Raw genomic sequence first — 23,819 nt, 5'->3', positions numbered from 1 at the left:
TAAATCTACCTGTTACTCGCTATCAAATAAAGCGTCGATAAACTCTTGGGATTTAAACGGACGCAAATCGTCAGCTTGCTCGCCAACACCAATGTAACGAATCGGCAAACCAAACTGCTTCGCAATGGCAAAGATAATACCGCCCTTAGCCGTACCGTCTAATTTCGTCAAAGTGATGCCCGATACACCTACCGCTTCGGTAAATAGCTTTGCTTGACTCAGTGCGTTTTGGCCTGTCGCTGCATCCAACACCAACATCACTTCATGTGGCGCTTCAACATCTAGCTTTTTCATGACGCGAACTACTTTTTCCAGCTCAGTCATCAAGTTCGCTTTGTTTTGTAGACGTCCAGCCGTATCTGCGATGACAATATCCACGCCTTTGGATTTAGCCGACTCAATAGCGTCATAAATCACCGAAGCAGAATCCGCGCCGGTATGCTGTGCTACAACGGGTACGTTGTTACGTTCACCCCAAACTTGTAACTGCTCAACCGCCGCCGCACGGAACGTATCGCCCGCAGCCAGCATCACGCTCTTACCTTCCGCTTGGTATTTCTTCGCTAACTTACCGATCGTGGTGGTTTTACCAACACCGTTCACACCCACCATTAAAATGACAAATGGGCCTTGCTTAGCAGTAGGATCTAATGGCTCTTCAGAATTCACTAGAATGTCTTTTAGCTCTCCTTTTAGGGTCGCCATCAAAGCATCGGTGTCTTTCAGCTCTTTACGGTTCAGTTTTTCTGTCAGTGTATTAATCAAAGATTGCGTTGCTTCTACACCCACATCGGCCATTAATAGCTGTGTTTCGAGGTCTTCCAGAAGATCATCATCGACCTTTTTGCCGCCCATCAGTAGTGATGACAAGCCAAAGCCACCGCGGGTACGAGAAAGGCCAGCTTTAATACGCTGAGACCAAGACAACGCTGGCACGGACTCCGCGGCTTTTGGCACTTCAACTTCTGCTACTGGCTCAGGCTGGGCTGATGGCTCAACTGCTGCGTCCGACTTAGAGACTTCTGTGGTTTGTGCTTCGTCAGCCGACACAATAGGCTGTTCGGTTGAATCCGCTTCAGCTTTCACAGAGGTCTGGCTTACTGCTTTCTCATCCGCTGGCTCGGCAGCGTCCTTTGCTTCGGCAACAGGCTCTGCAGGCTTTTGTTTCGCTGCTTTGATATCGGCATCCATGCTTTTCACAACTGAACGCTTGATATAAAAAGCAATGATAGCCAGTAGAACACCCAAGCCAATCGGTGCAAAACGAGCGTATTCACCAAAGTAAGGGGTTAAATAAGCGATAATCTGATCTACAAGTTCCATTCACATCTCTCTAAATTGATCCCAATGGATGGGTAACTGAATCGCGACGTCTCAAGCAGGTCTAGCCGTTTTAGACGATGGGTGCGTTAAAAGCGGTGATTTTAGCATCATTCCTAATGGCAAAAAGCCCCAGTTTCATGGAAAAATGTACCTAATCTTTCTCATTTAGCGACTTTTACCATGTTTCATCGCGATAAACCGTTATTTAGCCGTCCTGTTCTGGCCGTCATTATTGTCGCCTCGACATTGGCCGTTTGGCTACTCAACCTAACCGATCCCAAAACCGTGTTAGAGCAGCCTAACATTAGGTCGTGGCAAACCAGCAGTCATATTCCGGTGTATTGGGTTGCACAGGACACTTGGTCTGGTAGCGACAAAATAGAAATGACCATTGTCTTTCATGCCAACTCTCAATATTCAGCGTTAACGAAGGCAACATGGGAATTATTAACAGGCCCAACTCTCCCACTGAGTACCGCCACTATTAATCAGCGTTTAACGCCATTAGCCGCCAAGGCTGAGAGCCACTTCGCAGCGCAGCAACAGACGCTGCAAATATCCTTTAGCAACCAACCACAGTACCTCAGCGCCACCATGAAGGTACTGGATACTTGGTTAAATCAAACTCAATTCAAGTATTCAGCGCTGCAAAATAGAGCCCGCAACAATGCACCGGACTCAGCTTCGCAACAACTTTTAATGCAGCTATGGCCTGAATACGATACTTCCGATACCGCCAACAGCCCCCTAACAACGGATACGTTGGAACAACATTTGGCCAACATTAAACAGTCGGTTTCACATATTATCGTCGCGGGCGCCTTAACCGAGTCCGCGCAATCACAGCTGCAGACGGCACTTGATCAACTGACGCAAACCATGGAGCACAGGGCTACACATTCTTCTTTTGCTAATGCTTTAGAGCCTCAGACTACAGTACTTGGTGACCATGATCTACAGGCCTTATATGGCGCGATTTCGTTAACTCCGTTGCAATCCGTTACCGATTGGCTAGCACTGCAAATCTGGGCTAAGGACTCTCTGGAGCGCCAAAAACAACAGCTGCACAGCAACATCGGCCAGTGGCAACTGCATTTATCCCCTTGGCAACCTTATGTGACTTGGCAACTGCAAGCGGCCCAATCTGTCTTGGCAGCTGATGCCAGCACTCCAGCCCCTGACTCCAGCTGGATCCTTCCCAATACCCTACCCAGTTATCAAGACAGCAAAGCCTTCTCTGATCTAAAAGCTCAGCTGTTGGCTCAACTGGCCAATCTGAGCCAAAACCCCACCTGGTGGAGCGCAATCGGAAGCCGTGTCGCCTACCCTGACTCCCCATTGGATCTGGCTACCTTCGCTGAACACTACAGTGAGGTGGCAAACTCTTTTACAATGTCGCAATATCAAGCTGCAATTGACCGATTGCTCGTTATTTCATCTCGCCAAGAAGTGTTAGTTAAATTATGAAGAAATCTTCCTCTCGTGCCCGCCCAAAAGCAGCCAGCAAAAGCAGCGCTTCCAAGCTTCGTATTATTGGTGGCGAGTGGCGCTCTAGGCAGTTGCCTATCATCGAGCTGGATGGCTTACGCCCGACCACGGATCGCGTTCGAGAAACCGTGTTCAACTGGTTAAGCTTTGAGATTCCGGGCGCTCGCTGCTTAGACTTATTCAGCGGTTCTGGTGCACTGGGTTTAGAAGCGCTCTCTCGTGGTGCGAAGGAATGCACGTTCGTGGAACTAAATCGATCCGTTGCACAACAAATCGAGCGCAACCTAAGCACCTTGCAGGCGAGCAATGGTGCCGTGCATAACACGGATGCTTTAAGTTTCTTACAAACCAATCCAGTACCATTTGATGTCATCTTCTTGGACCCGCCTTTTCGAAAAGGGCTTCTAGAGCAAGTACTGCCAAAACTTGATGAGCGCTGGTTAGCAGCCAATGCTTACATCTACATTGAGAGAGAAAGCGAAGCCCAGTTGAGTCAACTCCCAGATAATTGGCAGCTCAAAAAAGAAAAGCGTGCTGGACAATTGACGTTTGCACTGTATCAAGTTTCCGCTTAATTCAACTCCATAAACTGTGCACGAAGCTTGCATACTCTAATCAAACTGCTCTACTTTTGAACAAGGCAGTACAAAAATGATGAGGGTATGCGGTATGTTGAATAACTTGTCTTTTCGAGCCAAGCTTATGCTGTTGCTGGCATGTGCTATCGTTGGTTTTACGCTTGTGACTTGGGTAGCGATCCAGGGCATGAATGCACAGCAAGAAGCCAATCGACAACTCCGCCTTTACGGTGACATTGGTTCAGGGGTGGATAAAATCAGTCTGGGGATATTAGAAGCCGCAGACCAGTTGCGAAGTTTAAATGAAGAGAACTTCGCAGATTATCAAGCGATGCTATCTGGCCGTAAAAATGAAGATTTGGAGATTTTAGAAAAAGACATCCACCTAGTGAACCAACCCGAGCTTCAACAGGCGCTACAAGATTCGAAAGACAAACTCAGCGCCTACGCTGACTCCCTCTTAATGATTGCAGAAAACCTAAGTATTACAGGCTTTGACAACCAGTCTGGATTAAAGGGAGAAATCACCCGCTTAGGCGATGAGATTTCAACCAGTATCGAGCGCCTCAGCCTGCTTAAAAAAGAATTCATCAATGCACGTAAGTTTGAAGCCGTTTATTTAAGCGAACCTTCTGAGGTGGTTCTTCTAGACTTTAAAAAAAGTTTTGCCCGCTTTGAATCAAAGGTAGATAACTTTGGTTTTAACGACTCGATAGGCCCCGTCGCAGCACAATACAACGAAGCCTTAATGGGGTATGGGCCTGCTTTTAGTGCACTTCAGCAAGCAGAAGCTCAATTCGATGAGAACAAGCTATCTTTCGCAGAAGCTCAATTCCAGCTCGCAGAACTGATCGGCCAATATGTTAAAGAAGCAGAACTAGCGTCAGACCAACAGAGTCAGCAATCGTTGGTTACACTTTTAATCGTTAGCGTTGGCGTCTCAATCGTTTCTATTTTGCTGATGTTGAGTATTGGTCGAAGTGCTCGCAACACGCTAATGAAAGTCATCTCTGATTTAACCAAGGTGAAAGAAGGTGATATGACGGCACAGGCATCGATTAATCATAAACGCAACGATGAGTTTGATGCCTTAAGCCAATCGCTTAATGAAATGACCGGAGGCTTAGGTGGCGTATTAACAGAGGTGGTCAATACCACTTCTAACGTTAGCACCATGATCGATGAGCTCAACGGTGCCATCACCAACATTGCCGACAACAACCACTCCGTCACGGACAGAACAAAATCGCTGGCCGTCGCCACTGACGATATTTCCAGTCGGATCACACACTTATCGTCTACTACCGATGAATTACGTGAACACTCAAGCGAGACATACGAATCAGCCAAAGCGGGCGCGAAAACGATTCGTGTGGTGCTAGACAACCTCAATGGGACCGTGGAAGCAGTTAACCTAACGGGCAAACAATTAGATGAGCTAGGGCGACTATCCTCAGATATTGATAATGTCATCGGCATGATCAATGATCTTGCTAACCAAACGAACCTTCTAGCGTTGAATGCTGCCATCGAAGCAGCCCGCGCAGGAGAAGCTGGACGAGGCTTCTCTGTGGTCGCAGACGAGGTGCGCTCGCTGGCGGAGAAAACCGTCGATGCCACCTCGAAAATCACCGATATTGTCGGCACGATTCAAAGCTCAACTCAAACAGCCATTAGCACCATGGAGCAAGGTCAAGAGCGCCTGCGTGTTATTGAACAAAATGGTGGTGAAGCGGAAGAAGCGATTCGAGTGATTGAGAATAATGCCCAAACCAGTTCGCAGGCTTCTGACAACATGGCCGCGTCCATTCAAGATGTGGCCAGTACAGCGGTACAGATGAGTTCAGAAATGGAGCAAATCGCTCATCAGTTAGGTGAGGACAGCCATTCAATTGAACTCATCGTTAATAGTGCACAGCAGATTCATGGCTTAGCCAACACACTGGCCGACAAAACACGCGTGTTCACTCTCAAAAGCTCATAGCAATGCTGCCGCCCCGTAGCCTTGGGGCGGCTTTTCCCTGCATCAGCTTGAAGCCCTCTTGCGCAAACGCTAGACTGTGCCTCCATTTACGTAAAATGCGTTAGGCCGCGGTTCTGCGGTGTTCAAACTTTCATTGGGAAACGCTAAACCTATGCCGGATACCATTCCTGTCGATTCAGTCGGGCTTGTCACGCCTCAGGTGGCACACTTTGATGAGCCTCTAGTACTTGCGTGCGGACAAACCTTGCCAAATTATCAGTTGATCTACGAAACGTATGGCCAACTGAACTCGGACGCTAGCAATGCAGTGCTTATCTGCCATGCATTGAGCGGCGACCATCATGCGGCAGGCTACCACAGCATGGACGACAAAAAGCCAGGTTGGTGGGATACAGCGATTGGCCCAGGTAAGCCTATCGATACCAATACCTTTTTTGTCATTAGCTTGAACAATCTAGGTGGTTGCTGCGGTAGTACAGGGCCAACTTCTGTAAACCCAGCAACAGGTAAGGTTTGGGGAGCAGAATTCCCAATGGTGACCGTGGAAGACTGGGTTGAAACCCAAGCACGCCTTGCCGATCGTTTTGGTATTCAGCAATTCGCTGCCATCGTTGGTGGCAGTTTGGGCGGTATGCAAGTGCTTGAATGGAGCATTCGCTATCCTGATCGTTTACGAGGGGCGGCGATCATCGCCTCAGCACCTAAGCTATCAACACAGAATATCGCATTTAACGAAGTGGCACGTCAGTCGATCCGCCGTGATCCAGAGTTCCATGACGGTAACTATCAAAACCATCAAACCATCCCGACGAACGGTTTAGGTTTAGCGCGCATGTTAGGGCACATCACCTATTTGTCAGACGACTCCATGGGCAATAAGTTTGGCCGACAAATGCGTCACGATACTTACCAGTACAACTACGAAGTCGAGTTCGAAGTGGAAAGCTACCTGCGTTACCAAGGCGAGGCCTTCACCAAACGCTTTGATGCCAACACCTACATGTTGATGACCAAAGCGTTGGATTACTTTGACCCGGCTGCTCGAGAAGGCGGTGATTTGGCTAAGGTGCTGAGCAAAGCGCAATGTGAATTCTTATTGGTATCGTTCACCACTGATTGGCGTTTCTCACCAGAACGCAGCGAAGAAATTGTCGATGCCTTAATCCGCTCAGGAAAGCATGTAAGTTACACCAAAATCGAAGCGATTGAAGGCCACGATGCCTTCCTATTTCCGATTCCTCGTTACATGGCAGCCCTGCGTGGCTTCTTGGGTCGAGCAGCAAAACACCTTCCAAAGGAGAATGCCTAAATGCGCTCGGATCTCGAATTAATCAGCGATTGGGTTGCTCCCAATACTCGTGTGCTTGACTTGGGTTGTGGTAACGGTGCGTTATTAAGTCACCTTGCTGAGCATAAAAATGTCACCGGCTATGGTCTTGAAATCGATGCTGAGAATATCAACATCTGCATCGAAAAAGGCATTCCTGTGCTAGAGCAAGACATTGATGAAGGCCTGAAGAACTTTGATGACCAAGGCTTCGATGTGGTGATTATGGCCCATGCGCTACAGCAATTCCGTCGTCCTGACCTACTGTTAGACGAAATGCTACGTATTGGTAAAGAAGCGATCATTACCTTTCCGAACTTTGGTCACTGGCGCAACCGTGTACACTTAGGTATCAAAGGCCATATGCCGGTGTCTGAGTTTTTGCCATACAACTGGTACGACACACCAAACATCCACTTCTGTACTTACAAAGATTTTCGCGACTTATGTCAGTCAAAAGGCTTAAAAGTACAACGCTGGGCCGCGGTTGATGGACAATTACGCGACCACTGGTGGACTCGCTTAATGCCCAACTTATTTAGCGAGACTGCTATTTTTAAAGTTAGCCGCTAAGTTAGGAGCTCTGTTATGAAATGGTTATTAGGCGTCGTTAGCGCCTTGATGATATCCGCTGTGCAAGCCGATCAAGTGACGCAGTTTGGTGAATACCAACTGCACTACAACACCTTTGAATCCACTTTCCTAACGCCCGAGATTGCCCATCAATATGGCCTGACCCGCACCAAGGGTCAGGCGCTATTAAACGTTGCCGTAACGACCCAAAGCCAAGGCGAGTTACCACAATCGCAACGGGCACTGGTCAGTGCAAATGTAAAAAACTTATTAGGACAAATTGTCTCACTATCTTTTATAACAATCGAAGAAGGCGATGCGGTGTACTATTTAGCACCGTTTACCAAGACCGATGATGAAATCTTAAAGTTCACTGTTAACGCAAAGTTAAGCGCCGACAGCGCCCCCATGACAGTGAATTTCCAACGCCACTTTTACGTGGACTGAAGGTATTCCTATGAGCCAAACCATCGTGCTTGCCAGCAACAATGCCGGCAAAATCAAAGAATTTAACGCCCTGTTAAGCCAATTTAACTTTGAAGTAAAACCACAAGGTGACTTCCAAGTCGCGGACGCAGAGGAAACAGGCTTAACGTTTGTAGAAAACGCGATCTTAAAAGCACGCCATGCCTGTGCCGAAACTGGTCTACCAGCATTGGCTGACGATTCCGGTATTGAAGTGGATTTTCTTAACGGCGCACCGGGCATTTACTCCGCGCGCTTTGCTGGGGAGCATGGCAACAATGAAGCCAACAATGCATTGCTACTCGAAAAGCTTGCTGATGTTCCTGAAGAGCAACGTACGGCTCGCTTCCATTGCGTACTCGCGTTTATGCGTCACAAAGACGATCCAACACCGATCATCGCCCATGGCTCATGGGAAGGTCGCATTCTTGAATCGGCTGAAGGCGTCGAGGGCTTTGGCTACGACCCGGTTTTCTTTGTCCCTGAAAAAGGCTGTAGCTCAGCGAGTTTGCCAAAAGAAGTGAAAAACCAACTTAGCCACCGTGCTAAAGCGCTAGCAGAACTGGTTGAGGCGTTTAAAGCCCGTCAAATGCTATGAGCCAATTGCCACCTTTAAGCCTTTACATTCATGTGCCTTGGTGTGTTCGTAAATGCCCTTACTGCGATTTCAACTCACACCAAGCCGACCGCTTTGAAGACCAAGGCAAGCTACCTGAGCAAGCCTACCTTGATCAGCTTATTGCCGATTTAGAGGTGGACCTGCCCTATGTCGCCGATCGTCCTATTCAAACCGCGTTTATTGGTGGTGGCACACCGAGCTTGATGAGCGCCGATTTCTACTACCAGTTGTTCGATCGTCTACGCGAGAAGCTGAACTGGGTCGAAAACGCTGAAATTACCATGGAAGCCAATCCTGGGACGTTCGAGCAAGAGAAATTCGCCCATTTTCGTAAAGCAGGCATCAATCGTTTGTCGATCGGTATCCAAAGTTTTCAGCCAAACCTGTTGAAAACCCTAGGAAGAATCCACAATCGCGAAGAAGCAATCGCCGCTGTGGATAAGTCTCGTCTGGCAGGATTCGATAACATCAACCTAGATTTGATGCATGGCCTACCTGATCAAAGCGTTGCAATGGCCCTTGAAGATCTAAAATTGGCCATTGAATTAAACCCAGAGCATTTGTCTTGGTATCAGTTAACCATCGAACCCAACACCGAATTCTACCGTCGCCCGCCAACGCTTCCGGAAGACAATACCCTCTGGAACATTCAAGACGAAGGCCTCGTCTTGCTTGAGAAAAATGGTTATTCGCAGTATGAAATTTCTGCTAATGCCAAAGCGGGACGTCAAGCACAACACAATTTGAACTATTGGCGTTTTGGCGATTATCTCGGCATCGGTGCGGGTGCGCATGGAAAAATTACACTAACAAATGGGGAAATATTTCGTACCCGAAAGACCCGACACCCCAATCATTACCTAAATAATCTGCCAGAAGCCCTTTGTATCAAGGAGGCAATCGCTTCTGAAGAGCTGCCCCTTGAATTCATGATGAACCGCTTACGTTTGTTTGAAGAATTTCCACTTAGTGATTATGAGAAATACGCCTATCACACTGTTCCAAAAGAACTTTTTGAATCTTGCCAGAAAGCGGTCAAGTTAGGATTATTAGAACAGGATGCTTGGCATCAAGGCATCATCCGTACCAGTGAAAAGGGCAAATTGTTCTTAAATGAATTGCTCGAGCTATTCTTAGAGAGCTAACATTCTCACTCCTTACGATTGTTTGACATCAAATTAATATACTGCCATTCTCCCCACGAATTACTAAAAGCGCCCATAATAGAGGCGCTTAAAAGTTATGGAAGTACTTCTACCTCTAAGTAGAAGTTAGATTCAAATAAGGGTCTATTCTAATGAATAGACACTGCGACAATTGGAATGCAGACATAAATCCGATCCAAGAGACTCGGCCTTCATTCCAATTGTTACTGCCTTAACCACTTGGGAGTAAGTAACACTATGAGTAAAGAGAAACCGGCAGTCGGTCGGGAAGAGTACGATACGGACTATAAAGCCGGTCAGGATAACGTACAGTTCCTCGGTTTAGATGTGCACAATCCTGTGTTTGGTATTTCAGCCTTCATCATTTTTGCTTTTGTCATTGGTTCTATTGTCTTTCCTGACAGTGCGAAAGATATGCTCATGGCGGCACGTGGTTGGTCGATCAATAATTTTGATTGGTTCTACATGATTGCCGGCAACATTTTCGTGCTTTTCTGTTTGGCGCTCATCTTCTTGCCAATGGGTAAGATCCGTCTTGGCGGCACCGATGCCAAGGCCGAGCACTCCACCATTGCTTGGTTCTGTATGCTGTTCGCAGCGGGTATGGGTATCGGCTTAATGTTCTGGAGTGTTGCTGAGCCTGTGGCTTACTACACAGGCTGGTATGGCACGCCACTTAATGTTGAAGCCCGTTCACCGGAGGCAGAGTCTCTCGCCATGGGCGCAACCATGTTCCACTGGGGACTTCACCCATGGGCAATCTATGCTGTAGTCGCCTTAGCACTGGCTTTCTTCGCTTACAACAAAGGTCTGCCGCTCACGATCCGCTCTGCTTTTTATCCTCTTTTTGGTGAGCGTGTATGGGGTGCTCTTGGTCACTTTGTCGATATTCTCGCGGTGATTGCAACGATTTTTGGTTTGGCCACTTCACTAGGTTTTGGTGCGCAACAAGCCACCAGTGGTCTGCACTTCCTATTTGATATTCCGAATACATTGACCACTCAAATCGCCGTGATTGCAGTGGTGACAGGTGTTGCGATTATCTCTGTAGCACGTGGTCTAGATGGCGGTGTAAAACTGCTCTCCAATATCAACATGATCATTGCTGCGTTGTTGGCTATTTTCGTATTAATCGTTGGCCACACTGGTGCGATCTTTGGCGCCATGGGTACCACGTTAGTGGGTTATATCGAAAATATCCTACCGCTAAGTAACATGGTGGGCCGTGAAGATGAAACCTTCTACCACGGCTGGACAGTATTCTACTGGGCATGGTGGATTAGTTGGTCACCATTCGTAGGCATGTTTATCGCACGTGTTTCACGTGGTCGTACCGTTCGTGAATTCATCATCGCTGTACTACTTGTACCAACCTTAGTATCGGTTGTTTGGATGGCCATCTTCGGTGGTTCTGCAATTGAGCAAGTGCAACAGGGCACAGGTGCACTAGCAGATGGTATCGGTGAAGTATCACTCGCAATGTTCCAAATGTTTGAGCACCTACCGCTGACCTCTGTGATTTCTTTCATCGCCATCGTGTTGGTATTGGTGTTCTTTGTCACATCCTCTGATTCGGGTTCTTTGGTGATTGACGGCATTACCGCAGGTGGTAAAACCGATGCGCCCATGTCACAACGTATCTTCTGGGCCGTTTTAGAAGGCATCATTGCCGTGGCTCTGCTAGTGGGTGGTGGTTCTGAAGCACTAACAGCCATTCAAGCTGCAGCGATCACCATTGGTCTGCCATTCACTCTGCTACTGTTAGTGATGTGTGTTAGCTTGTTCAAAGGACTTAAGTCAGACCTTAAGTTCGTCAAATAACCTTTCGTTAGGCAAAGCTTAAAAACATCAGCCGATGGCACAACTTGATTGAGTTGTGCCATCGGCTTGGTTATACTGGCCGCCTCTTAAGGGAGTAATCTTCTTCTTTTACGAAGATTCTATGTCAACATAATTGAGCCTCAAGCTCATGGCATAGAAGTCCATAGTTGCCAGCTTTGGATTGATGAGACTTAAGACGAATACTTGGCTCAGGTGGGCACAAGTGGTTCGTCTTATGTTTAATCGCCCACCGCAGGATACGACTAATGGAAGCCGTCCTTACTTCAATCTCCACTGTTGCTTTAGCCGAAATGGGTGATAAAACCCAGTTACTGGCTTTATTCTTGGCAGCACGCTTTTCTTCTAAATTTCAAATTGTACTGGGCATCGTGGCTGCGACAGTGATCAATCATCTGATCTCAGCTTGGTTTGGGGTACAAATCACCAATTGGATTCCAGGATCATGGTTAAACTGGCTAATTGGTGCTAGCTTTATTGCCGTGGGTTTGTGGATTTTAATCCCAGATAAAGACGACAGTGAAGAAAGCAACGTCCTAAAATCTGGAGCTTTGATAGCTACATTCGTTTTGTTCTTCATCGCAGAAGTGGGCGACAAAACGCAGATCGCTACCGTATTATTAGGGGCCAAGTACCATTCTGTATTGTGGGTAACTATTGGCTCTACTGTCGGTATGTTATTAGCGAATGTGCCTGTCGTTTACGCTGGGCAATGGCTATTGAAACGTATTGATCCAAAGAAAACCCGTATCGCAGCCTGTGTATTGTTTATCTTAATGGGCATAGCTGCCATTCTCTACCCAGCCGTCTAAACGAGGATTTTAATGGACGTCGAACTCTCAGAAATTCTGGATACCTTATGCGAATACGCGCCCTTCTCAGACCTGAAGGACGAGCCTATTTTGCAGGATATGGTCAAAGATATTGAGATCCAATATGTGCGTGCAGGAGAGTGGGTCATTGCACCCGAAGCACGCAATGACACCCTGTTTTTTATTCGCTCGGGCGCCATCGAGAACAAAAGCAAAAGTGGTAAGTTGCTGCGTCGTATGCATGAAGGGGACATTTTTGGCTCCTCTTCTTTGCTACGTGGCGGGCGCTCATCACAAACCATGCGTGCACTCGAAGACTCTTTGTTGTACCGCATCCCCGCTCGATGGTTTATTCAGTTTTACAGTGAGTTCGACGCATTTTCTGACTTTTTCGAGCTATCTCGCGAAGTACGCCTGAAAACCGCCATGGACAATCAGTCTTCTGATCTGTCTCTTATGACGTGTCCGGTGCACTCTCTGCTGCGTCGTCCCCCCATTACTGCCAGCCATACGGTAGACATTAAAACGGCAGCCAATATCATGGCCAACGAGCGCGTCTCTTCTTTGTTAATCACCGAAGATAATGCGCTTGTGGGCATTTTGACCGATCGAGATTTACGAAACCGAGTGGTCGCGCAAGGACTGCCTCTCGATGTTCGTGTCGATATGATTATGACGCAAAACCCCATCACCATTGATTCAGGGGATTTCGCCGCGGAAGCCGTGTTGAAAATGATGGCCACCAACATTCACCACTTACCTGTCATCAAGAATGATCGACCGGTTGGTGTGATCAGTACTGGCGATCTGGTTCAGCGTGAAAGCCATGGTTCAGTTTATGTGATCAGCGATATCTACAAACAAGAAGACGTCGAAGGTTTGGTCGCGATCAGTAAGAAAATGTCGCACATCTTCACGCAACTCGTTAACGCGGACGCCAACACACAAATGATCGGCAACGCCATGTCCCATATCGGAGTCGCCTTTGTGAAGCGTTTGATTCAACTGGCGGAGCGACAACTGGGCCCTGCGCCGATTCCCTACTGTTTCTTAGCGTTAGGTTCACAAGCTCGTGAAGAACAAATCATCAGCACCGACCAAGACAATGCGCTGATTCTGCATGATCGTTATGATCCGGCACTTCACGGGGATTACTTTCGCGAATTAAGCGACTTTGTCTGTGACAACCTAGATCGCTGTGGCTATCCTTTGTGTACCGGCGATATCATGGCGAAAAACCCGAAATGGCGCTTATCTTTATCGGATTGGAAACGCACGTTCGGCGAGTGGATCGAAAAGCCTAAAGCCGAAGCTTTGTTACACGTGTCTATTTTCTTCGATTTGCGCGGCATCTATGGTGATAAAACCTTAGCCCGTCAGTTAAACAGCCATATTCGTCAATTGGCAAAAACCAATAAAGGCTTCTTATCGGCTCTGGCACGTAATGCGAACCAACGTACGCCACCGTTGGGCTTTTTCCGTCAATTTGTACTAGACGGTGAAGGCAAACAATCTCGAACATTCAACTTGAAGTCACGCGGCATCGCTCCCATTGCAGATTTAGTCCGCGTGCACGCTTTGGCACTGGGTTCCAATAAGCTTAATACGTTTGAGCGATTAGAAGACATCGAAGAGGCAGGCGTGATGCCAGATGGGCGAGCTCGCGATCTCATCCTCGCCCTAGAAATGATCGGCATGGTGCGCATCAAAAACCAGAAAACTCAGGTCGAAGCAGGAGAGGAGCCAAATAACAAAGTGGACCCAGAAACCCTGTCCGAATTTGAGAAGCGCCATTTACGCGACGCATTTAACATTGTCTCTCGACAGCAAGAATTCTTAAAATACCGTTACCCAGGAAAAGGCTAACCACAGCGTATGACGCTCGACAATCTTCCAGAAAACTGGCAGCAAGCCTACCAAGAGATGGCCAGCAGCACCCAATCCGACGCCTTAAAGCGCTTTTATCAAGCCGGCGTGAAGGGTCTTGATTGTCCTTTAGAGGAAGCGCCTTTGGTCGCTTTGGACATTGAAACCACTGGGCTTGATTCGGATGAGAATGAAATTGTCAGCATTGGCTTGGTGTCTTTTTCATTGCAAGCCATCAAGCTGCGCAGCGCCCAATATTGGATAGCTAAACCGCATTCTGCGCTGACCGCAGAGTCGGTTACTATTCATGAAATCACCCATTCTGAAATCCAAGATGCGCCACGCTTGTCGAGCTTTCTGGATGAAGTGTTGGATGCGATCGCAGGGAAAATCGTGGTGGTGCACTGTGCCGCCATTGAGCGACCATTTTTGTATCGTGCCGCCATGAAGCACTATGGGGAGCCGTTATTATTTCCGATGATCGATACCATGGCACTGGAGGCGAACATCACCTACAAACCTTGGTGGAAACGCTTTGGTCGACAGCCTTCGCTGCGCTTAGATGCCTGCCGCCAACGTTATCATTTACCTCGCTATCGCGCCCATCAAGCATTGATGGACGCGGTCTCCTGTGCCGAGCTGTTTCAAGCGCAAGTAGCACATCAACATTTAAACAAACAAGATTTGACTAAGCTGTACTGCTATTAACAACAGGGCAGCTCAACCCTACTTTCAACTTAGTTTGTAGCTCCACATTACACGAAGGGCGCAAGCCCAAAAACATTTCTGCTGCGATACGCCCCTTCTCTACCGTTTGCTGATGCACGGTTGTGATGGAAGGGTGAAAGGTATCACTCTCTGGAATACCGTCGAAGCCGACCACATGTAACTCTTCTGGCACACGCACCCCCATATGTAATGCGGCTTGGACTGCTGCTAAAGCAATCCGGTCACTCATACAAAGCAGCAGTTGGGGGCGATTAGCCATCATTAACGCCTCGCGCGCCGCTTGATAAGCTAATTTATGAGTATTATGTGGAATGTTCCAAATCTGTTCCGAGGAAATTGGCATGCCGTTCTGTTCGAGGGCTCGGCGATAGCCATGCAAACGTTGGATCGAAATCGATGTATCAGCGTCCAATAATTCATCATCAAAAATACGACAGACACGATCGGTCTCTAATAACTCAAGCCCCATGATCGCGACCGATTTGGGACCATGATGTAATGCATGCATCGCAATATCGAAAGCGCCCTGCTCATTCGTCACATTTACGGATGTGGCACCAGGAATATGGCTGTCGACTACCACCACATTCTTGCTCTTATCTAGCCAAGGCGCATCGCGATACTGTTGCGATTTATAACCATACACAATGAATCCATCGACCATGGAAGACTGCATACGCCTTTGCGAGTCGGACGATAGCTCTGATGCAGAGAGCAGCAGCATATTGTAATTGTTCTTTTCTAATACCTCTGCCATGCCCGTAATAAACTGGTTGGCAACAGGATCAGAAAGTGAGTAGCTCAACTCGTCAGACAAAACAATGCCGACAATGCCCGTGCGCCCGGTTCTTAAACTGCGTGCCGCGGCGTTGGGTCCGTAATACCCCATCTCCTTACAGCGAGAGAGAATACTCTCCTTTAGCGTGGCAGACAGCTGGTCGGGCCGATTAAACGCATTGGAAATCGTTGCTGTCGAGACGTTCAATTGCTCCGCAACATCTTTAAGTGTTAATTTCTTTTCATTTTTCATAAACGCACAATATCAGGCGCCATAAGCGCCTGATATCCATTTTTAAGCTAATCGAACATAGCACGCCTGATAAGGTGGTAGCTCCAGCTCTCCTGCTTTTAGTACCGATAAGAAACCATGACCTTGCAAGACTTCACCGTATGGCACTGTCAGTTGAGCCGCTTGAGTCTCGCCCGTCATATTGAGCACGACCGCTACGTTACTGCCCTCATAGCTACGCACAAACGCAACCAATTGCTCATTGTTCACATCTAACAACTGCAGATCACCATTCACCAACTCAGGTTGTTGCTGACGCCATTTAATCAGGTTACGTACTTTATGTAATAAAGAGTCTGTATTGGCTTCCTGCTCGGCCACACTCATTGGCAGATGGCGCGCATCCACTGGCAACCATGGCTCTACAGAAGAGAAGCCGCCTTGAGCACTGTTTTCCCACACCATTGGCGTACGACAGCCATCGCGCCCTTTGAAAACGGGCCATAAAGGAATGCCATATGGGTCCTGAATACGTTCAAAAGGCACATCAGCCTCTGGCAAGCCTAATTCTTCACCTTGATACAAACACACACTACCACGTAAGGACAGAATCAGCGCCATGGCGATCAAAGGATACGCTTGGGCATCTTGGCCTTCTCCCCAGCGAGAACTCACACGCACCACATCATGGTTAGATAGCGCCCAACAAGGCCAACCATCGCCCACTATCTCATTCATATTCTTCAGTACATTGCGAATGTACTCTGGTGAGTGAGGTTTATTGAGCAGGTCAAACGTATAAGCCATATGGAGCTTATCGCCGCCAGAAGTATATTGCGCCATTCGTTCTAACGGGAAGTCATCCCCAATTTCACCCACGGTAGTGGTACCAGGGTACTCATCCATCATGCGGCGCATTTCTTTCAGGAAGTCTAAATTTTCAGGGCGACTTAAATCGTATACGTGACGCTGATAAGTGTATGGGTTGTCATGAGGCGCTCCCATCGTTTTAGGCTCACCAGGTGGCACAGGCGGGTTATCCTCCAAGCCCTGACTGTGGAAGTAAAAATTCACGGTATCAAGTCGGAAACCATCCACACCAAGATCTAGCCAAAAGCGCATATTATCTAAGCTTGCTTGACGCACTTCTGGGTTATGGAAGTTCAAATCAGGCTGCGATTCGAGGAAGTTGTGCAAGTAGTACTGCAAACGACGGCTGTCCCACTTCCATGCACTGCCACCAAAGATAGATAACCAATTATTTGGCGGTGAACCATCAGGCTTAGGATCCGCCCAAACATACCAATCCGCTTTAGGGTTCGTCTTATCTTGGCGACTTTCTTCAAACCATGGATGTTGATCCGATGAGTGACTAATCACTTGGTCGACCATTACTTTCAAGCCTAGCTCGTGAGCACGATTGACCATGTTTTTGAAATCGTTCAGCGAGCCAAACATAGGGTCAATATCGCGGTAATCTGAGACATCGTAACCAAAATCTTTCATTGGTGAAGTAAAGATTGGTGACAGCCAAATCGCATCAACACCTAACGACGCAACATAGTCGAGCTTGCTTGTGATCCCTTTTAAGTCACCTACACCATCACCGTTGGAATCCATATAGCTGCGGGGATAAATTTGGTAAATAATTCCGCCTTTCCACCAATTCAGATTGCTTGTCATAACTGTCTCCAATAAATGATTAATCAAAAGCTCACAAGCAGCGATAAGATTGCTGGTCTTGATTAAAAAGATGTAGTTTTTCAGGTAATGCTGTTAGGCGTACTTTGTCGCCTTTATGGATATCAACCGTACCTTGTTGCTTAGAAATGACGGCATCTTCTACGCCCGGCACTGTCACATAAAGCAATGTCGCTTCGCCAAGTGATTCGACAAATGACACGTCGCCTTCTAGTAAGGCTGCTTCCCCGTCTTGCACCAGAACAAGATCCTCAGGACGAACACCTAAGAAACCTGGTTTGCCATTGTCTTCGGTAGGAGAAGCGATAGGTGCTTGTATTATGAATTTATCAGCGACTCTCACTGCTGTGCTTTCACCCGCGGACGCGATCACACATGGCATAACATTCATGGCAGGAGAGCCGATAAATTTCGCGACAAAGACGTTTTCTGGGTTCGAATACAACTCAAGTGGCGAACCGACTTGCTCAATATTGCCCGCAGACAATAGAACAATACGATCGGCAAGCGTCATCGCCTCAATCTGATCATGGGTCACATAGATCATAGTCGAATCGGGCATACTTTCTTTCAGGTTGGCAATTTCCATACGCGTTGCAACACGCAATGCCGCATCTAGGTTGGAAAGCGGTTCATCAAATAAGAACACTTTTGGACGACGCACAATCGCGCGACCAATTGCAACACGCTGACGCTGACCACCCGATAGCGCTTTCGGTAAACGATCTAGATAAGGCGTTAACTGAAGCATCTCGGCGGCACGGCGAACCTGTGCATCGATTTCTTGCTTATCCATCTTCGCAATTTGAAGGCTGAATGCCATGTTATCGTACACCGTCATGTGTGGATAAAGCGCGTAGCTTTGAAATACCATCGCCACACCACGTAGAGAGGGAGGTACCTGCGTCACGTCTTGGTTATCGATCTCCAGCGTACCATCAGAGATTTCTTCCAACCCTGAAATCATTCGTAGTAGCGTGGACTTACCACAACCTGATGGGCCGACGAATACGATGAATTCACCTTGTTGAATATCGAGATTAATGTCGCGCATGACTTCGACATTGTTCGAGTAGACTTTTTTTACATTGGTTAGCTTTACATTTGCCATCTTAATCTTGCTCCGTTGTCGCCCTACTTGGGCGTCATGCCTTCCGTTCTTGTTACTGATCGAATCCAATAGCAGGAAGGCACAAGTTATTTTTTTGCTGTTTTCTACTTAACAGAACCCGCTAGCAGGCCGCGCACCAAGTAACGTTGCAGACCAAAGAACACCAGCAGTGGGATAATAATTGTGATAAACGCCGATGCTGTGAGGATTTCCCAGTTGCCACCCCGTGACCCAAGAAGTTCACGCAAGCGCCCTGTTAAAACCAAGCTTTCTTCGGTGTTACCCAAGAATACCGTTGCAATCAACAGATCATTCCAGACCCAAAGGAACTGAAAGATCGCAAACGAAGCCAACGCAGGAAACGACAAAGGCAGAATAATCTTGCGGAAAATCACAAAATCCGATGCGCCATCCACTCGTGCCGACTCGATGATTTCACCCGGCAAGCCCGAGATATAATTACGCAGAAGGTAAATAGCGAGGGGCAAGCCAAAACCGGTATGGGCGAGCCATATCCCCACATAGCCTTTCGCCTCAATACCGAAAATTGCACCAATCTTACTGTAAGCCGTTAACAGTGGAATCAAAGACATTTGCAATGGTACGACCAACAAGCCAACCACACCTGCAATCAACAAAGCACGGCCAGGAAATTTCATCCATGCCAAGGCATAGGCAGCAAATGCGGCAATCAAAATAGGAATCACAGTCGCCGGAATCGTGACCGTTAGCGAGTTAATGAAGGATTGCCCTAATCCCTCAGAACTTAGTACCGTACGATAGTTATCAAGCGTAAAACGTGGTGGCACCTCGGCTGTGTAGAAGATACGTACACCGCGACGGAATGACTTCTCTGACGTTACTTGGTAATCGCCATTCGCCATAATCTTGAAGGTAACGCCGCGACGATCTTGGGTTTCTGTTCCTGGTTCAAATGCCTCAGGTTTTAGCGAACTAATACCAAACTTAACGACTTTGCCACTTCCGCCTTCTAGCAGGTTGCCGCGTAGCACGTATAAACCATTTTCTTGAATTTCTGAGTCAGCATCGGGCGTTCGGTACACGATTTTCTGCTCAGAAGAAGACAACGCCGTCCACCAGCCAGAAACTGACAGCTGGTCTTTGTCTCGGATAGAAGAGATAAACAAGCCAGCGGTCGGAATCGTCCACATAATCACGAGGAAAAGCACCGTCGCATGAACCACCATAGTTAATGCAGAGCCTTTTTTTGACGTCACCATGATTATCGGCCCTCCATTTCAGCGTTCGCATTCTTAATGTTCCAAACCATAATCGGTACAACAAGGATCATAATGACCAACGCAATAACCGCGCTTCGACCGTAATCTCCTCCCCCTTGGAAGAGCCAACTAAACATCTGATTCGCAAGGACCTGCGTGCCCCATTGTCCATTAGTCATGGCCAGTACAATATCGAACACCTTGAGCACAAGAATGGTAATAGTTGTCCAAACTACCGCGATCGTGCCCCAAATTTGCGGCACCATAATACGGAAGAAAATCTGTAACCCGCTTGCACCGTCTAGTACCGCCGCTTCAATGGTTTCATCAGGGATACCTCGCAGCGCCGCAGACAAAATCACCATCGCGAAACCGGTTTGAATCCAAACCAAAATAACCATCAAGAAGAAGTTGTTCCAAAATGGAATTTGAATCCAAGTCTGAGGCTCGCCACCAAAGAACACGACGAGCGCATTTAGCAAACCAATTTGCTCATCGCCACCGCTACGGTATTCGTAGATGAACTTCCAAATAATGGAAGCACCAATAAATGAAATCGCCATCGGCATAAAAATAAGCGTTTTTGCGATGTTGCCCCACCAAATACGGTCAGTCATCGTCGCAATAATCAAACCAAAAAAAGTCGACAACGTGGGAACGACGATCAACCACAACATGTTGTTGCGAAAGGACTCAAGAAATTCACCGCTTTGAAAAAGCCATAGGTAGTTATCTAATCCAACAAACTCTTCACCCGTACGGCCATAAAAAGAAAGGATCACAGACTGGACGACCGGGTAGAAAAGGTAAAAGAACAAAAGCAACAATGCTGGCCCTAAAAACAACCACGGACGCACTTGATTGACGATACGCAGATTACGCGCAACCACTTCAGGTGGGCGATTTTTTGAGGGAAAGATAACGTCCAAGAGTGCATTTGAGCCATAGAAGTAGCCAGCACAAGCCAGCACACCTAGGGTCATGGTCACAAACGCTACAGCGAGCTGTCCCATAGAGACTCCGTTTTACTATATTGATGGATGGTATCGGGTGAAAAAACAGGGTAAGAAGTGACTAACTTCTTCGAAAAGGCGAAAAGAATGCGTCAAATCAAGAGGATTTGACGCAAACGCCCTAACTCAATTACTTCAGTGCATCCCAGGTTTTCTGAATCTCTTGTGCGACTGCTTCGGCACTATCACCATTCGAGTAATTGACCATACCAGTCCAGAATGCACCGGCACCGATTTTGCCTGGCATCAGGTCAGAAGCATCAAAACGGAAAGTCGTTGCATAACGTAGGATCTCACCTTGTTTCTTAGCCGTTTCCGTTGCGTAAAGCTCTGGATTCGCTCCAAGGTGCGCACTTAGGAAGCCTTTTTGAGCCATCCAAAGTTCGTGAGCAATCGGAGAACGCATGAAGTCGATGAACTCGCGAGCCGCTTCAGAGTCATTAGTGATGCTCACCAAGGTACCTGCGCCAAGGACTGGATTGCCCAAATCTTTAGAAGCGTAAGACGGGAAGTAGAAGAAATCTGCGTCGATACCCAGCTCAATTTCATCTGGGAAAAACGCTGGTACGAAAGACGCCTGACGGTGCATGTAACATTTTGGCGGAGACGCGAATAAACCTTTAGGACTGTCACGGAAGTCTGTTGCCGCAACCGCTTTAATACCACCGTCTACAAATGCATCGTTGTGAGCAAACCAGCCGAACTCTTCGATTGCACCCACCACACGAGGGTCATCAAATTTGACCTCATTTTTAACCCACTGATCATAGACATCGGCAGGCTGTGTACGAAGCATAAGGTCTTCCACCCAATCGGTCGCAGGCCACCCAGTTGCTGCACCAGAACCCAGACCAATACACCAAGGCGTGCCACCATCGGCAGCGATTTGCTCGGTCAAGGCTTTCAAGTCTTCCATGGTTTCAGGCACGTCATAGCCTGCATCATAGAAATTATCAGGTGAGTACCAAACCAAGGACTTTAAGTCAGCACGGTAAAATACACCGTAAAACTCGTTATTGCCGTCTTGGTCTTTAAACGTAGCAAGATCGACCCAAGACTGACCTGCAGCGTAGTCTTTCTTAACCGCCGCTTCGTCTTCTGCATCAAGGGGTGTCAATAGACCTTTGGCCGCTAAATCTGCCGCTAAGCCAGGCTGTGGAAAGATTGAAATATTCGGTGCACTGCCTGCTTGAGCATCAATGACAATTTGTTGTTCAAAGGAATCCGAACCTGCGTAGCTAACTTTTGCACCGGTTGCATTCGCAAAATAGGCAATAACGTTATCGAAACGCTCTTTCTCTGAGCCTAACCATGGGCCAAACACTGTGAGCTCTTGACCTGAAAGATCAGTTGCCTTCAGTTGCTCAAAACTCGCCCAATTGAACCGTGTGTCTTCACCTGGTTTAAAGATGAGTTCATCTTGGCTCGCCCAGGTATTGGTACTGCTAGCAAGTGATAAAGCGATAAGAGTAGAGAGGGTGGACTTCTTCATTTTCACTCCTTTAAGGGCACCAAACCTTGCGTGCTCTATAGTTTTTATTATCAGTTAGGATTGAATCGTCTTAATTTTAAAAAACATCTTTAAGGATTAAGAATGTGCAAATTATTGTCAAAGTGACCTATAACTTCAAGGCGACAACTATCTTAAAAACAACTTAAATATAGACTTTTAACGAAGATATGCAGAAAAAAGTAATACTTTTACTACTTTTAATGTGGACTTTTAAAGGAAAAGTATAAAAATCAAACAACTAAATATGGGGATGTAAAACGGTAGAGCAAGAGAGGAATGTAGCACTTTATCGGGCTCACTCCTCTCCTGATTAAATTTTTCTTAATGCTTTAAGTAGAATCAGAAAAGTTCTAAGCAAGCATTCGCTTCTGCTAACGTCGGTAATGATGGGTACGCGCCAGGCTTCGTCACGGCTTGTGCGCCACAGGCCACTGCAAAGCGAATACACGCTTTTAGCTCGTCTTGGCTAAAGTGAGACAGAGACTCACGATCACCGCCACGCTCAGCCAGTTGATACAGCAAGCCACCGACAAAGGCATCACCGGCTGCCGTGGTATCTTTCACATCCACTTTGGGTGTCGCAATTTCACCTTGTCCTGAGGCAGTAAAATAACGTACAGGCTGAGCGCCATCGGTTAGAACAAATAAAGACACGCCACCTTTTAATAGCTCTTGAATCAGCGCTAAGGGCTCGCTTGATAGCACTTCAAGCTCTTCCAAGCTGGCTTTGATCACATCACCTTGGCGCATCCACGCAATCACTCGATCCGTATCGACCTGATGATCAGGCCACAGGTTAATGCGCAGGTTGACATCAATGCTGACAATCCATCCGGCTGCTTTTGCCATCACAATCCCAGCCATGGTTGCCGAGCTGATATCGCTGTCTGTCAGTGTGTTCGAACAGGTGTGGAACACGCCACGAGGTGCATAGAACCATTCGCTTTTGAAATCTTCTCGACGAAACAGCATGTCCGCCGATGGATTACGGTAAAACTCAAAACTGCGCTCACCCGTTGCATCCAAGCTGACAAATGCCAAAGCGGTTTTCGCTTCCTTAGTCATCAGCATACTGTCTGTTTTGACACCGTAATGCTCCAGTGACTCTTTCAGGAAGTGGCCAAACGAGTCGTCTCCAACTTGGCCAGCAAAATGGCTATCGCCACCCAATCGCGCCACTGCCACAGCAACGTTAGCTGGTGCACCGCCAGGGTATTTCGCAAACGACTCCAATCCATCGAGGCCTGTTTGTCCATTCGACAAGAAATCAATCAGGGCTTCCCCGAATGCCATTACTTTTGTAGTCATCGTACTATCTCTCTCTTATTGTTAAGATGCGCCACTTATTCCAGCAAGACATGTTACTGATACATGCTATTATAGCGATCACAGATGGTTACCGACTCTATTATCTCGGCCGTTGGTTAACAAACGGTTTCTTGCTAGACTCTTTTCCTTATCT

At 47.4% G+C, this 23,819-nt stretch carries 20 protein-coding genes and 1 riboswitch; of the genes, 12 read left to right on the top strand and 8 right to left on the bottom strand.

What is annotated here, in order from left to right; all coding sequences use genetic code 11:
- Window positions 1–12 precede the first annotated feature (12 nt).
- Window positions 13–1,323 (bottom strand): signal recognition particle-docking protein FtsY, encoded by a 1,311-nt coding sequence (gene ftsY / locus ACXAC1_RS07915; protein WP_475060651.1) that lies wholly within the window; start codon window positions 1,321–1,323, stop codon window positions 13–15.
- Window positions 1,324–1,503: 180 nt separating this feature from the next.
- Here ftsY and ACXAC1_RS07910 point away from each other — a divergent pair, with 180 nt between their 5' ends.
- The 12 genes from ACXAC1_RS07910 to ACXAC1_RS07855 all read left to right on the top strand — a co-directional run bounded on the left by ACXAC1_RS07910 (window position 1,504) and on the right by ACXAC1_RS07855 (window position 14,748).
- Window positions 1,504–2,790, top strand: a complete 1,287-nt coding sequence (locus ACXAC1_RS07910) for a hypothetical protein (protein ID WP_475060649.1) — start codon at window positions 1,504–1,506, stop codon at window positions 2,788–2,790.
- A complete protein-coding gene (gene rsmD, locus ACXAC1_RS07905; protein ID WP_475060646.1) occupies window positions 2,787–3,386 on the top strand; it encodes a 16S rRNA (guanine(966)-N(2))-methyltransferase RsmD in 600 nt (199 codons plus the stop codon). Before ACXAC1_RS07910 ends, rsmD begins: the two co-directional genes overlap by 4 nt.
- 94 nt (window positions 3,387–3,480) lie before the next feature.
- Window positions 3,481–5,373: a methyl-accepting chemotaxis protein gene (locus ACXAC1_RS07900; protein WP_475060644.1), complete on the top strand. Its 1,893-nt coding sequence runs from the start codon at window positions 3,481–3,483 to the stop codon at window positions 5,371–5,373.
- A gap of 151 nt (window positions 5,374–5,524) precedes the next feature.
- Window positions 5,525–6,682, top strand: coding sequence for a homoserine O-succinyltransferase MetX (gene metX / locus ACXAC1_RS07895; protein WP_475060641.1), 1,158 nt, complete (start codon window positions 5,525–5,527; stop codon window positions 6,680–6,682).
- A complete protein-coding gene (metW, locus tag ACXAC1_RS07890; protein ID WP_475060639.1) occupies window positions 6,683–7,273 on the top strand; it encodes a methionine biosynthesis protein MetW in 591 nt (196 codons plus the stop codon).
- 15 nt (window positions 7,274–7,288) lie between these two features.
- Window positions 7,289–7,720 (top strand): DUF4426 domain-containing protein, encoded by a 432-nt coding sequence (locus tag ACXAC1_RS07885; protein ID WP_475060637.1) that lies wholly within the window; start codon window positions 7,289–7,291, stop codon window positions 7,718–7,720.
- Between the two features lie 10 nt (window positions 7,721–7,730).
- The gene (gene rdgB, locus ACXAC1_RS07880; RefSeq protein ID WP_475060635.1) at window positions 7,731–8,336 is read left to right on the top strand and encodes an RdgB/HAM1 family non-canonical purine NTP pyrophosphatase; all 606 of its coding nucleotides are present in this window, start codon (window positions 7,731–7,733) and stop codon (window positions 8,334–8,336) included.
- On the top strand, window positions 8,333–9,502 hold the full coding sequence (gene hemW / locus ACXAC1_RS07875; protein ID WP_475060632.1) for a radical SAM family heme chaperone HemW: 1,170 nt from the start codon (window positions 8,333–8,335) through the stop codon (window positions 9,500–9,502). Before rdgB ends, hemW begins: the two co-directional genes overlap by 4 nt.
- Before the next feature lie 258 nt (window positions 9,503–9,760).
- Window positions 9,761–11,344: a BCCT family transporter gene (locus ACXAC1_RS07870; protein WP_475060630.1), complete on the top strand. Its 1,584-nt coding sequence runs from the start codon at window positions 9,761–9,763 to the stop codon at window positions 11,342–11,344.
- Between the two features lie 85 nt (window positions 11,345–11,429).
- A riboswitch (yybP-ykoY riboswitch) is annotated at window positions 11,430–11,527 on the top strand.
- An 83-nt stretch (window positions 11,528–11,610) separates the two neighbouring features.
- On the top strand, window positions 11,611–12,174 hold the full coding sequence (locus ACXAC1_RS07865; RefSeq protein WP_475060628.1) for a TMEM165/GDT1 family protein: 564 nt from the start codon (window positions 11,611–11,613) through the stop codon (window positions 12,172–12,174).
- 12 nt (window positions 12,175–12,186) lie between these two features.
- A complete protein-coding gene (locus ACXAC1_RS07860) occupies window positions 12,187–14,040 on the top strand; it encodes a DUF294 nucleotidyltransferase-like domain-containing protein (RefSeq protein ID WP_475060625.1) in 1,854 nt (617 codons plus the stop codon).
- A 9-nt stretch (window positions 14,041–14,049) separates the two neighbouring features.
- Window positions 14,050–14,748, top strand: a complete 699-nt coding sequence (locus tag ACXAC1_RS07855; protein WP_475060622.1) for a 3'-5' exonuclease — start codon at window positions 14,050–14,052, stop codon at window positions 14,746–14,748.
- Here ACXAC1_RS07855 and ACXAC1_RS07850 read toward each other — a convergent pair.
- The 7 genes from ACXAC1_RS07850 to ACXAC1_RS07820 all read right to left on the bottom strand — a co-directional run bounded on the left by ACXAC1_RS07850 (window position 14,729) and on the right by ACXAC1_RS07820 (window position 23,665).
- Window positions 14,729–15,799: a LacI family DNA-binding transcriptional regulator gene (locus ACXAC1_RS07850; RefSeq protein ID WP_475060619.1), complete on the bottom strand. Its 1,071-nt coding sequence runs from the start codon at window positions 15,797–15,799 to the stop codon at window positions 14,729–14,731. The two genes, ACXAC1_RS07855 and ACXAC1_RS07850, sit on opposite strands and share 20 nt — an antisense overlap.
- Window positions 15,800–15,841: 42 nt before the next feature.
- Entirely contained in the window at window positions 15,842–17,461 is a 1,620-nt protein-coding gene (locus ACXAC1_RS07845; RefSeq protein ID WP_475060616.1) for an alpha-glucosidase family protein, read from the bottom strand.
- 31 nt (window positions 17,462–17,492) lie between these two features.
- Complete coding sequence (locus ACXAC1_RS07840) at window positions 17,493–18,590, bottom strand: ABC transporter ATP-binding protein (RefSeq protein ID WP_475060613.1); 1,098 nt, start codon at window positions 18,588–18,590, stop codon at window positions 17,493–17,495.
- Between the two features lie 104 nt (window positions 18,591–18,694).
- On the bottom strand, window positions 18,695–19,831 hold the full coding sequence (locus tag ACXAC1_RS07835; protein WP_475060611.1) for a carbohydrate ABC transporter permease: 1,137 nt from the start codon (window positions 19,829–19,831) through the stop codon (window positions 18,695–18,697).
- A gap of 2 nt (window positions 19,832–19,833) precedes the next feature.
- The gene (locus tag ACXAC1_RS07830; RefSeq protein WP_133561757.1) at window positions 19,834–20,844 is read right to left on the bottom strand and encodes a carbohydrate ABC transporter permease; all 1,011 of its coding nucleotides are present in this window, start codon (window positions 20,842–20,844) and stop codon (window positions 19,834–19,836) included.
- Window positions 20,845–20,974: 130 nt separating this feature from the next.
- Window positions 20,975–22,336 carry an ABC transporter substrate-binding protein gene (locus tag ACXAC1_RS07825; RefSeq protein ID WP_475060608.1) on the bottom strand — a complete coding sequence of 454 codons (1,362 nt, stop codon included), beginning with the start codon at window positions 22,334–22,336 and terminating at the stop codon, window positions 20,975–20,977.
- Window positions 22,337–22,696: 360 nt separating this feature from the next.
- The gene (locus tag ACXAC1_RS07820) at window positions 22,697–23,665 is read right to left on the bottom strand and encodes a carbohydrate kinase family protein (RefSeq protein WP_475060606.1); all 969 of its coding nucleotides are present in this window, start codon (window positions 23,663–23,665) and stop codon (window positions 22,697–22,699) included.
- Window positions 23,666–23,819 lie beyond the last annotated feature (154 nt).

This window comes from Marinomonas sp. AWM4_232 (genome assembly GCF_056158325.1).
Note: the sequence above shows the minus strand (reverse complement) of the source record. Positions and strands in the feature narration are given on the sequence as shown.

Coding starts and splice junctions, on each gene's coding strand:
- ftsY (WP_475060651.1), bottom strand. CDS start 1,323: ATGGAACTTGTAGATCAGATTATCGCTTATTTAACCCCTTACTTTGGT.
- ACXAC1_RS07910 (WP_475060649.1), top strand. CDS start 1,504: ATGTTTCATCGCGATAAACCGTTATTTAGCCGTCCTGTTCTGGCCGTC.
- rsmD (WP_475060646.1), top strand. CDS start 2,787: ATGAAGAAATCTTCCTCTCGTGCCCGCCCAAAAGCAGCCAGCAAAAGC.
- ACXAC1_RS07900 (WP_475060644.1), top strand. CDS start 3,481: ATGTTGAATAACTTGTCTTTTCGAGCCAAGCTTATGCTGTTGCTGGCA.
- metX (WP_475060641.1), top strand. CDS start 5,525: ATGCCGGATACCATTCCTGTCGATTCAGTCGGGCTTGTCACGCCTCAG.
- metW (WP_475060639.1), top strand. CDS start 6,683: ATGCGCTCGGATCTCGAATTAATCAGCGATTGGGTTGCTCCCAATACT.
- ACXAC1_RS07885 (WP_475060637.1), top strand. CDS start 7,289: ATGAAATGGTTATTAGGCGTCGTTAGCGCCTTGATGATATCCGCTGTG.
- rdgB (WP_475060635.1), top strand. CDS start 7,731: ATGAGCCAAACCATCGTGCTTGCCAGCAACAATGCCGGCAAAATCAAA.
- hemW (WP_475060632.1), top strand. CDS start 8,333: ATGAGCCAATTGCCACCTTTAAGCCTTTACATTCATGTGCCTTGGTGT.
- ACXAC1_RS07870 (WP_475060630.1), top strand. CDS start 9,761: ATGAGTAAAGAGAAACCGGCAGTCGGTCGGGAAGAGTACGATACGGAC.
- ACXAC1_RS07865 (WP_475060628.1), top strand. CDS start 11,611: ATGGAAGCCGTCCTTACTTCAATCTCCACTGTTGCTTTAGCCGAAATG.
- ACXAC1_RS07860 (WP_475060625.1), top strand. CDS start 12,187: ATGGACGTCGAACTCTCAGAAATTCTGGATACCTTATGCGAATACGCG.
- ACXAC1_RS07855 (WP_475060622.1), top strand. CDS start 14,050: ATGACGCTCGACAATCTTCCAGAAAACTGGCAGCAAGCCTACCAAGAG.
- ACXAC1_RS07850 (WP_475060619.1), bottom strand. CDS start 15,799: ATGAAAAATGAAAAGAAATTAACACTTAAAGATGTTGCGGAGCAATTG.
- ACXAC1_RS07845 (WP_475060616.1), bottom strand. CDS start 17,461: ATGACAAGCAATCTGAATTGGTGGAAAGGCGGAATTATTTACCAAATT.
- ACXAC1_RS07840 (WP_475060613.1), bottom strand. CDS start 18,590: ATGGCAAATGTAAAGCTAACCAATGTAAAAAAAGTCTACTCGAACAAT.
- ACXAC1_RS07835 (WP_475060611.1), bottom strand. CDS start 19,831: ATGGTGACGTCAAAAAAAGGCTCTGCATTAACTATGGTGGTTCATGCG.
- ACXAC1_RS07830 (WP_133561757.1), bottom strand. CDS start 20,844: ATGGGACAGCTCGCTGTAGCGTTTGTGACCATGACCCTAGGTGTGCTG.
- ACXAC1_RS07825 (WP_475060608.1), bottom strand. CDS start 22,336: ATGAAGAAGTCCACCCTCTCTACTCTTATCGCTTTATCACTTGCTAGC.
- ACXAC1_RS07820 (WP_475060606.1), bottom strand. CDS start 23,665: ATGACTACAAAAGTAATGGCATTCGGGGAAGCCCTGATTGATTTCTTG.